Source organism: Streptococcus sp. HMSC067H01 (assembly GCF_001814775.1).
GTDB lineage: Bacteria > Bacillota > Bacilli > Lactobacillales > Streptococcaceae > Streptococcus.
This window is the reverse complement of sequence record NZ_KV817777.1, coordinates 9771-25241: the sequence shown is the minus strand read 5'-3', so window position 1 is coordinate 25241 and position 15471 is coordinate 9771. Positions and strand designations below refer to the sequence as shown.

General features: G+C 37.6%; 14 protein-coding genes and 1 pseudogene. 8 read left to right on the top strand and 7 right to left on the bottom strand.

Going from position 1 to position 15471, the window contains the following annotated elements; all coding sequences use genetic code 11:
• The 8 genes and pseudogenes from HMPREF2987_RS11185 to HMPREF2987_RS01000 all read left to right on the top strand — a co-directional run.
• A pseudogene (locus HMPREF2987_RS11185) lies at positions 1 to 1222 on the top strand (hypothetical protein); the annotation flags it as partial.
• Between the two features lie 62 nt (positions 1223 to 1284).
• Positions 1285 to 2121 carry a DUF2971 domain-containing protein gene (locus HMPREF2987_RS11180; protein ID WP_257374839.1) on the top strand — a complete coding sequence of 279 codons (837 nt, stop codon included), beginning with the start codon at positions 1285 to 1287 and terminating at the stop codon, positions 2119 to 2121.
• Positions 2122 to 2507: 386 nt separating this feature from the next.
• Complete coding sequence (locus HMPREF2987_RS01025) at positions 2508 to 4004, top strand: gliding motility protein (protein WP_075228974.1); 1497 nt, start codon at positions 2508 to 2510, stop codon at positions 4002 to 4004.
• A gap of 41 nt (positions 4005 to 4045) precedes the next feature.
• Positions 4046 to 4471 carry a hypothetical protein gene (locus HMPREF2987_RS01020; RefSeq protein ID WP_075228973.1) on the top strand — a complete coding sequence of 142 codons (426 nt, stop codon included), beginning with the start codon at positions 4046 to 4048 and terminating at the stop codon, positions 4469 to 4471.
• Positions 4472 to 4644: 173 nt separating this feature from the next.
• The gene (locus HMPREF2987_RS01015) at positions 4645 to 4971 is read left to right on the top strand and encodes a PadR family transcriptional regulator (RefSeq protein WP_006149048.1); all 327 of its coding nucleotides are present in this window, start codon (positions 4645 to 4647) and stop codon (positions 4969 to 4971) included.
• Positions 4958 to 5551, top strand: a complete 594-nt coding sequence (locus HMPREF2987_RS01010) for a DUF1700 domain-containing protein (RefSeq protein WP_075228972.1) — start codon at positions 4958 to 4960, stop codon at positions 5549 to 5551. The genes HMPREF2987_RS01015 and HMPREF2987_RS01010 overlap by 14 nt, the downstream gene beginning before the upstream one ends.
• A complete protein-coding gene (locus HMPREF2987_RS01005; RefSeq protein ID WP_075228971.1) occupies positions 5544 to 6491 on the top strand; it encodes a DUF4097 family beta strand repeat-containing protein in 948 nt (315 codons plus the stop codon). The genes HMPREF2987_RS01010 and HMPREF2987_RS01005 overlap by 8 nt, the downstream gene beginning before the upstream one ends.
• A 30-nt stretch (positions 6492 to 6521) precedes the next feature.
• Positions 6522 to 7526 carry a DUF6574 domain-containing protein gene (locus tag HMPREF2987_RS01000; protein WP_075228970.1) on the top strand — a complete coding sequence of 335 codons (1005 nt, stop codon included), beginning with the start codon at positions 6522 to 6524 and terminating at the stop codon, positions 7524 to 7526.
• 155 nt (positions 7527 to 7681) lie between these two features.
• Here the strand turns inward: HMPREF2987_RS01000 and HMPREF2987_RS00995 are convergent, their stop codons facing one another.
• The 7 genes from HMPREF2987_RS00995 to HMPREF2987_RS00965 all read right to left on the bottom strand — a co-directional run bounded on the left by HMPREF2987_RS00995 (position 7682) and on the right by HMPREF2987_RS00965 (position 15414).
• A complete protein-coding gene (locus HMPREF2987_RS00995; RefSeq protein ID WP_075228969.1) occupies positions 7682 to 8539 on the bottom strand; it encodes a DUF4299 family protein in 858 nt (285 codons plus the stop codon).
• A gap of 127 nt (positions 8540 to 8666) precedes the next feature.
• A complete protein-coding gene (locus HMPREF2987_RS00990) occupies positions 8667 to 9653 on the bottom strand; it encodes an oxygen-dependent tRNA uridine(34) hydroxylase TrhO (protein ID WP_075228968.1) in 987 nt (328 codons plus the stop codon).
• Positions 9654 to 9781: 128 nt separating this feature from the next.
• The gene (locus HMPREF2987_RS00985; RefSeq protein ID WP_075228967.1) at positions 9782 to 10471 is read right to left on the bottom strand and encodes a CPBP family intramembrane glutamic endopeptidase; all 690 of its coding nucleotides are present in this window, start codon (positions 10469 to 10471) and stop codon (positions 9782 to 9784) included.
• Between the two features lie 164 nt (positions 10472 to 10635).
• Entirely contained in the window at positions 10636 to 12114 is a 1479-nt protein-coding gene (locus HMPREF2987_RS00980) for an ABC transporter substrate-binding protein (protein ID WP_075228966.1), read from the bottom strand.
• Between the two features lie 106 nt (positions 12115 to 12220).
• The gene (locus HMPREF2987_RS00975; protein ID WP_075228965.1) at positions 12221 to 13141 is read right to left on the bottom strand and encodes a carbohydrate ABC transporter permease; all 921 of its coding nucleotides are present in this window, start codon (positions 13139 to 13141) and stop codon (positions 12221 to 12223) included.
• Between the two features lie 13 nt (positions 13142 to 13154).
• Positions 13155 to 14084, bottom strand: a complete 930-nt coding sequence (locus tag HMPREF2987_RS00970) for an ABC transporter permease (protein ID WP_075228964.1) — start codon at positions 14082 to 14084, stop codon at positions 13155 to 13157.
• Positions 14085 to 14298: 214 nt separating this feature from the next.
• Complete coding sequence (locus tag HMPREF2987_RS00965) at positions 14299 to 15414, bottom strand: DUF4767 domain-containing protein (protein ID WP_075228963.1); 1116 nt, start codon at positions 15412 to 15414, stop codon at positions 14299 to 14301.
• Positions 15415 to 15471: the final 57 nt, after the last annotated feature.

The window sequence follows — 15471 nt, the reverse complement described above, 5'->3', positions numbered from 1 at the left end:
ACGGTATGCTAACGCTTTATTCAATCTTTCAAATCTCCTAAATGATATCAAACAGCGCGAAGAAACTATATCTGAACTAGAAGCTTTAACATTAAAGTTCCAAAATTCAGAACTCATTGCTTTACGGTATGCTAACGCTTTATTCAATCTTTCAAATTTCCAAAATGATATCAAACAACGTAGAGAAACTATATCTGAACTAAAAGCTTTAACGTTAAAGTTCCAAAATTCAGAACTCATTGCTTTACGATATGCTATGGCTTTGGTTAATTTATCAATCAAACAGACTGAACCAGAAGAAATTTCTGAAAATGCTCAAAAAATTCAAGCTATATATAAAAATTTCAATGAACCTCAAGATATTGCTTTGCAGTATGCTATGGTCTTAGTCAGCCTATCAGCTGAACAGACGAAATTAGAAGATATCACTAAAACTGTTCAGAAAATTCAAACTATCTATAAAAAATTCAATAAGTATCCAGATATCGCATTAAATTATGCTATGGCTTTAGTTAATTTGTCACTTGAGCAGGCCAATTTAGATAAATTAAATGATACTGCTTCTAAACTTAAAAAAATAGCTTTTAATTTTGAAAAAAATGAAGATATCACTTTATGCTACGCTGAAGTCCTTGCGAATATCATCACTAAACAACCACACCAAGCTGAAAAATTTGAAACTATGGATAAACTAACAAGGTTATACCATAACTTTGAACAATCTGAAGAGATCACTGTCCAGTATCTTACAGCCAGGAAAGATTTTGCAACTAATAATCTGATCGAGCATTCAACTCTTGTAAATGATATCTGTCAATCTTTGAGGTCTATCCCAAGTATCAATATTTTAAATATTCTAATCGAGACACTCGAAAACGAAGAACAATTTAAGCAAAATCAAGTTCAGTTTCCTACTACTAATATCATAAAAGCTCTGGATCAACTTTGTTTCAATTCATCAATTAAAGAAGAAAAGGAGGATAAAGAGAAAAATTTGCTTATTCGCACCTTAAAACTTGGTATTATATCAGATACAAAATACGATATTTTAAAAGCTTGGATAGATCATTATGGAGAAGACTCAAAAAAAATCAATCAACTAATCAAAATTTATACGCTTGTCCAACAACTCAAGTATGAGCTTGGATTGAAAGATGAAGACATAAATAGAAAGCTAAAATTCGGCCACTATACTTCAGGAAAGCACTCCAAAGTATACTAGGAAAAGAGGATAATGCACCATTCTCCATCTCAGGAAAGACACGTCTGAATAACGCCAACTATATGAACGATCCTGAAGAAGGTGTCATTCTAGAAGACATTTTAAAATTAGAAAAACGAAATCCTTTGGACCCAAGCTCTTGGTTTTTAATGAGTTTTACTAGCAAAACAGATGATTTAGCCATGTGGTCGCAATATGGAAATAACGCAGAAGGAGTCTGTATTGTACTAAATGAGAATGATTTTGCTCATTATCATTCACTTAGTGACCTTCCTTGGTATCAAAAAAACTCAGATAAACAAATAAGTCATAAAATGAATTCAAGCGTTGAAATTCCAAACGATATCTCTCTAAATGAATCCGGTAAAGAGTTGACGATTATAGGAAATGAAAATGTACAAATTTCTGAAGACAAACATTCGACATCAAATAATGATAGGGATTATTTATATCGAGTAGCTTACGTTCATTACTCTGGTGACAAATTCGATATCGAAGAAACTGAACTATTCACTCATGAAGAAGTAACACGATTAAAAGGTTTGTTAGGAGATTTAAAATCAGAATTAACGAATTATAAAAATTCAGAAGATCTATTCTATAAAAAAGCTATCGCTGACTGTATAGAAGAAATCCGCTACCTATTCAAATCGGTCGATTACAAGTATGAAGAGGAGTTGCGTATTTTGCAATATGCTAACTTAAATTCTGATAACGAAAAAATAAAAATTGATTATTCTCCTGAATTCGGTAAACTTTATCTTGAGAGAAAAGAAAATATTCAAATCGGTGAAGTCATTTTCGGTCCCAAGTTTCCGAATCCTGAATACGTGACTCCTTTATTGAAACTTTTGGATAAGAATATTAAGTATAAAAAATCTACGATAAAATTCAGATAGGTACACTCCTATTCTCTATTCTAAATGACACTCATAAAATCTAAGAGAATTTACCTAAAATTCAACTGATATGAAAGCCAGACTGAGTCTGGTTTTTTTGTATCTTCACAACATTTTAAAAAGTATAGATTTACCAAGCATACTGCTCTTCCTATGCGCAAAAATGGTATAATAAAGCTAGGGAGACTCCGGTTACAATTTATTAGAAGTAGCACTGTTTGGGTACATAAAAGGTTATTACTTTGGGAATTGATAGTTGAAGCGATGCTAAAGTAGAAATTATAAACGTCTGCATTTATGATTATTTTAACACCATTAAGAAATTTTGATTGGATAAAAAATCTCGATTATCCAAAGACCATTGAATCATGTAAGGAGAAATTTGTATGCTAGCAAAAGCAGGGGACGTCTATTGTGTTTACAATTTCCATCTAAAAAAATACATAGCTTGTCAGATAACCAAGATAGAAGAGGGGGAGAAAAAGCCACAGGCTGTCCTACTATCATTAGACTGGTCAGGAGATCAACCTCTTAAGGAAGAAGAACTATCTTCTTTGAAGCCACTCTATATAGATTTTATGTACTGGGAAAGAGACTTACATCTGAGTAATGTTGATATTCATGTACCGTCAAATTATATTTTTATTGGTAATACAACACCATTAACAACCAAAAGCACCAATACTTATGCTATGTTTTGGGGAAATGGTTCCGATATTTATAGGCAACTGAAATGGCAAGAAATACCAAAAGAAAAAAGAGATTTATTTAAGAAAGCAGATAAAAGCAAGGAAAAAGTTTCATTTGCAGGAAATGAGTGCCGTATTTCTAAACACAATATCAATGACGAGTGGACGCCTTTTGAAGACGCATTAGAATTAAAGGTCTTTCCTTGTTTATCTAAGTTGGCATTAACGAGATGGCACAAAAATTTATATGAGTATTTGCAGTCAACTCCTTTTATTACAGAACTAGTTCTTGAGAATCATGGACAAACAAAACTGGATTTTTCTAAGACATCCATACATCGACTTTCCATTGATTTGACAGGCGTAGAGGAACTTAGATTGAATGATGATTTGGAGGAGCTAGTCTTATTAGGAGACATGAGCAACAATTGTCAGATACTTGTAAAGGACCATGGAGCCAGCTTACGATTACAACTTGATCGTTCTCTACCTAAGGTACTGGGATTAAAAGATTTAGGAGCCATCCATTGTTCGAACATCCTTGAAATAGACTTTGCACAAATCTTGAATAACTATCCAAGGCTTAGGGAATTAAGATTGTGGGGGAAACCTGGTCATATTCTCAATTTCCATAAATTATCAGAGTTAAAAGAGTTAGTCAATTTTTCAACTGTTGATTTGTTTGGCTTTACTGCAGAGGATATTCCCAAACCAGAAGATTTACCTCGATTAAGCATGTTTTGGATGAGCAGCTTACCAGAAGAGGCCGCTAAAGTAGCCAAAAAATATTATAAAAAACAGCAGGACAAGGGACTGAATCTTTGGATAACAAAACCGAGAAAAGCTGAATGGCTAGCCCAAAACCTAGACAATCCATTTCGCTCATGGGATGGACAAGAGAATATTTCAACCGCAAACGCAAAAAAAGCAGCCTCTCTATATAGAAAGACTAGAGCAAGTCTTATAAAGCTTCTAGAAAACCCCAACGAGGATACTATAAAACACATAGAAGCCCTCATAAGAGAATATACTCAAGGTTTCAATAAAATGGACAAGCGTAACTGTTTTATTGAAACAATCGAGAGAGAGGATATCTATGATGCCCTGGTCGAGATCTTAGATTTACTACCTGAAGATTTAGGAATGGACAAAGAAAAATTTATAGAAATCTTTGATGAGCTAAAGGATTTTTAAATGAGAAGCCTTTCTAGTTCATTCCTGAAACGGAGATTATCATGACTAACTTTATACAGACTATCACAGTAGAAAATCGGCAGGTCGACAAAGAAAATTACTTTACAATTGGCTACTCTCCTGAGATAGAAAAATCTTTACTGTGTGTTTATATTTCTTGGATTGCTGGTTACGAACGCTATTACGAGTTAGATGACGGAGATTTGGCTCTCTTTGAAAGGAAACGAGAAGAATTTCTCAAAAAATATGAAAAAGAAATCAAGACTTATCGGACTGAAAGATTGATTGGTTCTGGGGCCTTGAGGGATTACAATTTCAGATCTTTGCCTGAGAATATCCTAGAAAACTTAGATAGCTATCCTCCATTTAACGGATATGTCTATCAAAACGGCATCCTCTGTGCCAAAATCAAGATTGAAGACAAGTATTTTTATCTTCCGCCCATTTATGATGAGGATTTCAGATAGGCATTGCCTCAAAGTGATGCAAAACATCCTCTAATCTTCTAGTTTTCACTAGGAGATTTTTTATATATAAAAATTTTACACATATTACTTGACAGGGCTTACATTTAGATGTATGATGTATGTGTAGAATAATTATATATAAAATTTTTACATACTAAAAAAGGAGGTGCCCCATGTATTTTCCAACATCAGCGGCCTTGATTGAATTTCTCATCTTGGCCATCCTAGAACAAGGGGATTCCTATGGTTATGAGATTAGCCAAACCATTAAACTCATTGCCAAAATCAAGGAATCCACCCTCTACCCCATCTTGAAAAAACTGGATACCAACCGCTACCTGACTACATACTCTCGCGAATACCAAGGTCGGATGCGCAAATACTACTCCTTGACAGAAATCGGAGAGGAGCAACTCTTTGTCCTTCGAGAAGAATGGACACTCTACACTGACACTATCAATGGCATCATAGAAGGGAGCATTCGCCATGACAAGAACTGAATATTTGAATCAGCTTGAAGCCTATCTGATGAAGCTTCCTCAATCTGATCGCATTGAAGCCATGGATTACTTCAAAGAACTCTTTGATGATGCGGGTCCAGAAGGTGAGGAGGAGCTTATCGCTAGCCTGGGAAGTCCAAAAGAAGCTGCCCATGATGTCCTGACTACACTTCTTGATAAGAAAATCAACGAAGAAAATTCCAGCAAGAACGACCGCCATATTTTACGTATCGCTCTACTAGCCCTTCTTGCAGCTCCTATTGGAATTCCGGTCGGAATTGCTCTTCTCATGGCTATCATCGGCATTTTTATCGCTGCTGTCAGCGTACTTATAGCCTTCTTTGCTGTATCAGTAGCTGGACTAATCCTAGGAGGCGTTCTCCTATTTGAAAGCTTCTACATTCTGGCTGAATCTACATCTGCTTTTGTGCTGATTTTTGGTGGTGGTTTACTGGCGATTGGAGCTTCATCCCTAGTCTTACTAGCCACTTCTTACGTAACACGTTTCTTTGGATTACTGGTCCTTCGACTCATCCAATGGATTCTTAATAGAGGAAAGAGAGGTGAAAGACATGCGTAAATGGACAAAAGGATTTCTTATCTTTGGTGTTGTTACCAGTATCATTGGTTTTTCCATGATGATCATCGGTATCCAAACAGATGGTGTCAGAAGCCTCCTTGCAATGTCTCAAAATCCAGTATTTGAAAGTCGAATGGAAGAACTCGTTTTTGATCAAGATATCGAAAACCTTAACATCTCACTGAAAGAACATTCGCTCGTCATTACGGAGTCAAACGATGATAAGATTCACCTTCAGTATCACCCGACCATCTCTGAAAAAGAAAATCTTCAACACTCTATCAAAGAGAAAAGTCTTGAAATAACTGATACCAAATCAACTACACGTCGCTCTATAGGTTCTAGTATCGAAGGTATCCTCTTTATCGCAAGCGGAATTTCTAGCCGCAATGATGAAGTTGTTCTCTCATTACCAAGAGGAAAAGACTTAAAAAATCTAACTGCCCAGGTAAACCATCGTATCCTTTCAATTGCCAATGCAAAACTCAGCAATGCCAAGATTCTGTCAAATGGCTATCTTCTTCGTATCACTGATAGCGAGATTAAAAATAGCCAACTGATCACAACTGGAATTGTCAATGTATTTGAAACCAGTCTAACAGATAGCCGCATCCAAGCAGACCATGAACATATCTCTGCTGAGGATATTCAAGTACATGGTAAGGTAGAGCTAGAGTCAGAAAAAGATATAGTCATCAAACTAGCTAAAAAAGAACTTGAGAGAATTAATGTAGAACTTTCTTCTGACCATGGTTCCATCTATCATCGTAGTAGGGAAGGATATAATCCAAACGAGGAAAACATGGAAGATGAAGAGTTCTCTAATCCTTACAAATCAGAGAAAAAAGATACACAAGATTTACTTGTCGCAAAAGCTGGTCAAGACATCAATCTACCAAAAGAGGATGTTCGCTCGCCTTCTTATAGACATCATGAATAAAAAGTTACTAATCAAAAAGGAGGTCTCATCATGACTCAAGAATGGTTCGAAAGTGCTGATTTCGAGAAAACAGCCAACAATGAGAAAAAAGATAACCCATCTGACCCAGTCATTCCCCAAGAAGAGTTAAAAGAAAAAGAAGAGTTGCCAGTGGTTGAAGAAAGCCTTCAAGCCAATCCTGAAGAACAAGAAGCTGACCTAGAAAAAGTAGAGAATGACGAACACGAAGAAATCGTTGCAAAGACAGACAAGTCAGAAGAACCTGTAGAGACTGAAGAACAAGAAGAACTGGCAACAAAGACAGACCAAGCAGAAAAAACAGTTAAGAAAGCACATCAGCCTAGCAAATCTTTGGAAAGTCCATTTGTCCCAGATCCTGTCCCTACAAAAACTGCAATCTTCAAAGAAGAATTGGCTGATTTTTGGACTTGGCTACTAGGTGCTCTGAAAGAGCCGACAGCTCGTTTTGATACAGATAAAAAAAATAGTTACACCGCCTTTGCCCTCCTAACTATCTTTTCTGCTACGAGTTTTCTCTTTACTGTTTACCACGCCAAACATAGCTACTACGGCCATATGGCGGCTATCAACTCTCATGTCAGCGAGCAGTTTCCTTCACTGAATCTCTTTTCTATCTTCTCCATCTTGGTAGCGACAAGTTTATTCTTCTTTTCTATCCTTATGGGTGGATTTGTAGTTAAACGTTTTGTCAATCAAGACAATGACTGGACACTGGAAAAATCCTTGCAAGAGTATAGCAGACTCTTCGCCCTTCCTCTCCTGCTCACAGGTATTGCCAGTTTCTTTGCCTTCTTTAATAGTCTACGCTTTGCGGCTCTTCTCTGCCTCATTAGCATTGGTCTGGTACTTCTTGCCAACCTCTATACCATCTCAAGACCAAGTAAAGATAGCCAAACTGATCCTTTCTATCGCCTTCTCTTGGCATTTCTAGTTAACGGTGGTATCCTATTTCTCTTCTTCCTAGCAGAAATGACTCTAGTTTTTGAATATCTACGAATCCTAGCTTTTATGTAAGATAAAGGCAGCGAGATAGAAAGATATTAGCTTTAGAGGATCATTACTATAAAATTTTAGAAACACAAAAGCGAACAAGACAGAATTTTGATAATCAGAAAACTAATCTTGTCCGCTTTTTAACTTTATAGAAACTTTTATCACAGATTCCTTATTTATCTATTTGCTAAGACTTCAAAATCCTCTCCTGAAACTGGTCCTACCTCTATTTGGTTGGCGTCCAAATCCTGACAAAGTTCCTTTGGAAGAGCTTCTAAAAAGGCTTGATAATCAAGTCTAGCTACTGCTTCGTAGTCTTCAGGCTTAGAACCATCTCCAGAGATTTTTACCAAGTCAATCTCCCAGACAAGGTTCTTACCAGCCAACTGCTCAACATAAGGCACGGGAACAACAGGACCTTTTGGCAAAATAGTCTTTACTCCTTGAGCCAAGTGGTAGATTCCATGAACCTTACCCTCACTATCTGGGTAGAATTTAGCACTTGCAGGATAAGCATCTGACCCTTGAACCCTCTTAACTAATTCTTCAAAACGTGCCAGTCCATCTTCTTCTAGGAAACTTTCTAAATCCTTCTTATCAAAGTAAATAGTTGATAGAATTCCTTGGCAAAAGGCCAAACGAGCATCCTTATCAGCTAGATAGTTTTTAACAGTTTCTTGGAAATAGTCTTCCAAATCAAAGTCTGCCAAGCCTTCAACTGCTTCACCAACCTTGCTAGACAAGGCTTGCAAGAGAGCTTCTACAATCACCCAGTCAGCTCTTGTGATTAAGTCAGGAATGATCACTTGATAGCCTTTTTGAGCATCTAGATATCGAACTTTAAAGAGAAATTGAGATTTGCCTACTATTCCACACTCGATATACTCAAGGCGATTGAGGGGTTGACGAAGATAGACAGCATCATAACTATGTGACTCTAAGCCATCTACTAGGCCCAAGACTGACTTAGCTGTTAGAATCTCCTGTTGTCCTAAAATACTTTGTTTATTTGGAATAAAAAATGTTTTCACCATAAATGGTCTCCTTTGAAATCGTTTACATATAGTATACACCATTTTCCTGAAAGATGCAGAAACAAATTTAAGATTTTTTAGTCAAAAGCATAGAAAAACAGCCCCTTATCAAGGACTGTTGATACTATTATACGACTTCAGAATGATCCAAGTTCTCACCAATAGCTGCTAAACGCTCGATGACTTGGTCTTGTGTCAATTCATGTTCTAAAACATAGCGATTACGTGAGTGAACACGGCACTCGTGTGAGCATCCACGAAGGTACTTGTCTTCGTTGTCTTCTGATGCCAAGATACGACGGTTACAGAAGGGATTTCCACAGTTAACATAACGTTCACATGGTGTTCCGTCAAACCAGTCTTTCCCTACAATGGTTGGGTTAACATGGTTAACATCGACTGCGATACGCTCGTCAAAGACATACATTTTCCCATCCCAAAGTTCCCCTTGAACTTCTGGGTCTTTACCGTAAGTGGCAATTCCTCCATGCAATTGACCGACATCTTTATAACCTTCGCGAACCATCCAGCCAGAGAATTTCTCGCAGCGGACTCCACCAGTACAGTATACCACGACACGTTTGTCCATGAATTTTTCCTTGTTATCACGGACCCATTGTGGTAATTCACGGAAGTTGCGGATGTCTGGACGGATAGCCCCACGGAAGTGTCCAAGGTCGTACTCGTAATCGTTACGTGTGTCAAGGACAACTGTATCTTCATCTAGAAGGGCTTCTTTAAATTCTTTTGGCGACAAGTAAGCACCTGTTGTTTCAAGAGGATTTATGTCATTGTCAAAGTTATCATCCTCTAAACCAAGGTGAACGATTTCCTTTTTGTAGCGAACAAACATCTTCTTGAAGGCTTGCTCACTTTCTTCGTCAATCTTGAACCAGAGGTCTTCCATACCTGGAAGGCTGTGAACGTAGTCCATGTATTTTTGCGTTGTTTCGTAGTCACCAGAAACGGTTCCGTTGATCCCTTCGTCAGCAACTAGGATACGGCCCTTGAGGCCAATAGACTTACAGAAAGCCAAGTGGTCTGCAGCAAATTGTTCCGCGTTTTCGATGGGAACATATTTATAGTAAAGTAAAACTCGAATATCTTTTGACATTTGCTTCTCTTTTCTAAGATTAAATTATCAGAATTTTTCATTCAACTATACCAGTATACTCCCCCAAGAAAGCGAATGCAATTTATTTGACTGAAAATTGAAAACAAGACCCATTTTCAGATCTTGATTCAACTAAATATTCGGTGAAGAAAAGTTAACAAAAATGGCAAGGTTGCTACAATATTATTAATCACATGGACTGCATAGCCAGGATAGATACTCTTGGTATAACGAGTTAATCCAGCACAACATACTCCAAATGTCGAAAAAACAAGAATATCTAAGAAATTTGGAAAGCTAGAAAAGTGCGGAAGAGCAAACAAAACCGAAGGAAGAATCAGGTCAAGTCCAAGCTTCGAATCTTTAAAGAAGGCGTGTTGGAACAAACCCCTATAAATCAACTCTTCCATCAGAGGACCTAGGAAAAATAAGGTCAGGTAGAGACCAAACTCAGCAAAATTTGTCCCACTATAGCCGATTAGTACAGCCCAGCCTTCAGAGGTTGACTGTACATGTCTTGCCGTTTGAAAATTAAAAGATATGTAAAGTACAGTTACGAAAACTGTCAAAACTGTATACCATAGCCATTTTTTCTTTGGAATAACAAAAAGGTAGCCATGTCCTGCCTTGGCTAAAATCCAAATCATGAGGCCAATAAAGACAAGACTGATAAGATTTTTAATCCAGAAAAAATTCCCAATCTGAGAAGAAAATTGCCAATAGTTTTGGATAACAAGAGTCAACTGAGAAAGTCCATATACAAAAAATAAGTAGGATAAGATTGCACTGATTTTAAAGAGTAGATGGTATTTTTTCATATGTCTGTGTCCAACGTTATATGTAAGAGTAAATATCTGATTTTAAATACAGATAATTATATGCAAACACTTTAAAAAGAATCACCACCCCGTCTGGAAATATCCAGACAAGGCAGTGATCGCATCTTTTAGGAATGAATACACGAAATCAATTGTTCTTGAGATTATTTGTTTTTCAAGAATTCTTCGTATTGTTTTTGCATTTCATCCAATACTTTTTGGTAAGCACCTTCAGATTTAAGTTTTTCCATCAATTCTGGAATAGCTTTTTCTGGGTCTACAGTACCAGTGTTGATAGCTGTATCGAATTGTTGCATAGTGTTAGTGATAGCTGAGATTTCAGATTTCACGTTGTCAGTGTTGAAGATGAATCCAAGCGCTGGAGATTCTTTAGCAGTTTCCAAGTCTTTCTTAGATTGTGCGATTTGCTCATCTGTAACGTTTTCATTGATGTAAAGGATCCAGTTGTTACCAGTGTTCCATCCTGACATGTGAGTGTTTCCTTTGTATCCATCAAGGACACGAACACGGTTTTCTTTACCTTCAACTTTCTCCCAGTTCTTGCCTTCTGGTCCATAAACAAGTCCGTTCAAGAGTTCTGGGTTAGTGTTCAAGACGTTCAACACTTCCATTGCTTTTTCTTTGTTCTTAGAGTTGTTTGAAATTACAAAGTTAGCAACTTGTGTTGTTTGGTTTTTCTTGATGAAGTTAGTAAATGGTTTGATTTGGATGTCTCTGTTAGCAACACGAGAAAGCAAGCTGCTACCGTAGTCAGCTGGTCCTACTGTCTCTTCGCGAACAAACCAAGTATCTTGAGTAAGGTCATATGAAGTATCGCTAGTTGCTACGTCTTTTGGAATGTATCCTTCTTCATAGAATTTGTGAAGAGTCTTCAAGTGTTCTACGAAACGAGGAACTTCGTAACGGTTTACGATCTTAGTAGTGTCGCCTTCAAGGTCGATGACGAATGGAAGTCCGTTTGCAACTGGGTAGTCAAAGTTTTCTGATGGGATAAAGTTTTTACCAACAGCGAATGGCATTACATCTGGAGCTTTTTCTTTGATTTGTTTCAATACTGGTTCAAGTGTTTCGTATGAAGTTACACCTGAGATATCGATTCCATATTTTTCAAGAAGTGGGCCGTTGAAGGCGAAGTTTTGTGAAGACGCAACGTTAGCCGCAACTGGAACTGAATAGATTTTACCGTTTACAGTGTTACCTTTGATGTAAGCTGGGTCAAGTGCTTTATAAAGGTCAGCTCCTTCTTTCTTGTACAATTCTGTCAAGTCAGCATAAGCACCTTTTTGAGCGTTTACTACGTAGTTATCTGCGAATGCGATATCGTAGTTTTCACCTGATGAAGTGATAACTGACATTTTCTTACCGTAGTCACCCCAACCAAGGTATTGGATATCCAATTTAGCACCAACTTTTTCTCCGATGATTTTGTTTGCATTTTCTAGCAATTCATCCAAGTTATCTGGTTTGTCACCGATTTGGTACATTTTGATAACAGTTTTGTCACCTGAAGCTGAGTCAGCAGCTTTTTGGCTGTTTCCTTTAAGGTTTCCACAAGCGGCAAGGCTAGCAGCTAAAGCTACAAGGCTAGCAGATGCAAAAGCATATTTTTTCCAGTTTTTCATTATAAAAACTCCTTTTTTTATTTTTAAATTTAATACAATTTTAATGATCTACTTTTCAACAAAGAAAAATTAGATAGGATAGAGAAAACTTGTTTCTCAGCGTCTCTTACTCTTTAACACCACCGATGGTCAAACCTTTTACAAAGTAGCGTTGGAAGAACGGATAGAGAATCGCGATAGGTAGGGTTGCAACTACAACCATGGCCATACGACCTGTTTCCTTTGGTAGGGCAACTGCAAGTTGTCCTGACATACCAACTGACTTGGCAATGTAATCCATGTTGTTTTGGATTTGCATGAGCAAATATTGCAATGGATACAAGTTATCACTCTTGATGTAAAGAAGGGCGTTAAACCAGTCATTCCAGAATCCAAGCGCTGTCAATAGTGTAATCGTTGCGATACCTGGTAGTGAGAGCGGCAAGCAAATTTGGAAGAAGATACGAGCTTCACTAGCTCCATCGATACGAGCTGATTCGAGGATTGCTTCTGGGATGGTCTTCTTGAAGAAGGAACGCATCAGCATGATGTTGAATGGTGAGAGAAGCATCGGAACGATCAAGGCCCAAATGGTATCACCAAGGTGAAGCAATTGTGTCACCACGATATAGCCTGGTACCAAACCAGCGTTGAACAACATACTAAGAAGAGCGAAGATTGTAAAGAATTTGCGGTACTTAAATGTTGAACGTGAGATGGCATAGGCGTAAGTTGTCGTGATAAAGACGTTTGTCAATGTCCCAACTACTGTTACAAATACTGAAACAAAGAGCGCTTGTAAAATCTTATCTTTGAACTGAGTCAAAAACTCAAAACCATCTAATCCAAATTGTGATGGGAAGAAGCTATATCCATTTTGAATGATACTCTTCTCATTTGTAATTGAGATAATGATAACAAAGATGAAAGGCAAGATACAAGAGAAGGCTAGCAAACCAGATATGATACTAAAGAAGATATCTGCTTTCTTGCTGAAGGAGTGTATGCCAACATTATCAATTTTTGCTTTTTGAACTTTTTTTGCCATATGCTCCTCCTTTCTAGAATAGGGCTGAGTTAGGATCTACACGTCGTGCTAGTAAGTTTGATAGGATAACCAAAATCAAACCAACGACTGACTGGTAGAGACCTGCTGCTGAAGCCATACCGATATCTGCTGTCTGAGTCAAACCGTTAAAGACATAGACGTCCAATACGTTTGTTACACTATAGAGCTGACCAGCATTGTGAGGGATTTGGTAGAAGAGACCGAAGTCTGCACGGAAGATGTTTCCGACTGCAAGGATGGTCAATACTGTCACAAGCGGTGTTAACTGAGGGATGGTTACGTTGCGGATACGTTGCCATTTGCTAGCACCGTCCACTGTTGCTGCTTCGTAGTAGGTTGGATCAATACCCATGATTGTTGCATAGTACATAACACTACTGTATCCAAAGCCTTTCCAAATACCTAGGAAAAGGAGAAGATAAGGCCAGATACTGATATCAGCGTAGAAGTTAATCCCCTTCATGCCAAGAGCTTCCAAGGCGTGGTTGATGACCCCTTTATCGATGTTTAGGAAAGCATCTGTAAAGAAACTGATGATAACCCAAGATAAGAAGTAAGGGAACAACATAGATGTTTGGTAGATTTTAACCATTTGCTTAGAGCGAAGTTCACTAAGGATAATGGCAATACCAACCGATACAATCAAACCGATAAAGATGAAGCCAAGGTTGTAAAGAACAGTATTTCGAGTGATAACAAAGGCATCTTTTGAACTAAACAAGAACTTGAAGTTGTCTAATCCGACCCATTTACTATTTATAATACTGTGGACAAACCCTTCGCCAGTCATTCGATAATCTTTGAAGGCAACCACATTTCCAAATACCGGGATGTAGAAGAATAAGATCAACCAAAGTGTCCCTGGTAGAACCATTAAGAGAAAAATCCAGTTATCTCTCAAGGTTTTTGAAAACTTGTTCATAATTTCCTCCCTTTTTATTTTTCTAAAACTTGATAATCTCACAATTTTTAGATTTGATAACGTTTACAATAAGAGTATACTCTTATTTTATGGATAGTTTAAACTACTAATTATAGAAAAAACTCCACAAATTATTTTATGTGGAGAACTTTTTTATATAAGAAGGATGTTTCACGAGAAACGTCTTGCTTGCAAGAGGTGTTGCTCATATTTGTTACTTGAAAACTTGTTCTAATATCGGTTGGTGAAATTCAACAAAATGAACCTGGGCATCTATAATAGCACCTGCTTCGTTTTGATTAATCTCTGGTTGCCCCTCAGTATGTAAAATAGTAGGGCGACCATCCTTATAGCCAAAGAGAATCACTTCTGTCCCTGCTTCATTCACATAACAGGCCAAGATTTCAAATCGTTTTTCTCCAAGACCAGCAGTATAGCCATGCCATTTAAAAGTATATTTGACTCCATCGACTTGCCCAAATTGCATAATCTGATCCGGAACTGCAAGCCCATAATAGCGACCATATGTTGCTAGGCTAGCCGACTTATATCTTTCACCACTACTATCCGAGTAGGATTCCATGGCTAGTTTTATCTTGTCTATTAGAGAACTATTGTCTATATCTGGCTCATTCTCTCTAGTGACACTCGTTTTTAATAGAAATTCCTTAAAGCCTTGTGCTAAATCTGTGTTTTCAGTCTCTTCAAAGTTTGCAGCACTGACAGTTTCTAACGTCTTATCGGCATGTAAGACCTGTGCTTGCCCATCTTTCAGTGTAAATAAGTAGAAATGTTTGTCCTGATCGTCATAGTAGGCATCCAAAACCAAGTAATCATAGGCGTTGTCACTGGATACCCCGAAAATATTCCATCTGACTCTTTTCTGAGAAACAGTCGTTGTTTCTAATTTTTTGATGAATTCATTTTTTTCATCAAAATTTCTATGCTCTAGTCTATAATAGGACTGTCCCATAGAAGCAGCCCAGATTGCAAACTCTTCCTGCCACTTTTCCGTGTTGTATTGGATTAGCTTCTGAAAATCCGAGTAGTTCTTCATAATCAAGGCTTGGTCAGTCGGATTAGATTGCTGGAGTTCTTCCATAGCTACAACGGTGGCAGCCATGGGGGATTGAACACTTGTATCCTTGGCTTCTTTTTCGTGTGCAAGAGCCTTTTGATAGGAATCCGCTAGGTAGTGAAAATAGTTGGTTACTTCCTTGGTTTGTTGCTCCATCGGTGTTGAAGGACTAGTTGTGTTATCTTCTGTCGCCTTGTGGCAAGCAGATAAAACTAGCACACTCGCACCTAGGACTAGTAGTAGCTTTTTCATGGTCAAACCTCCAAACTATCCTTATAGTCAATGAAAATCAAAGAGCAAACTAGGAAG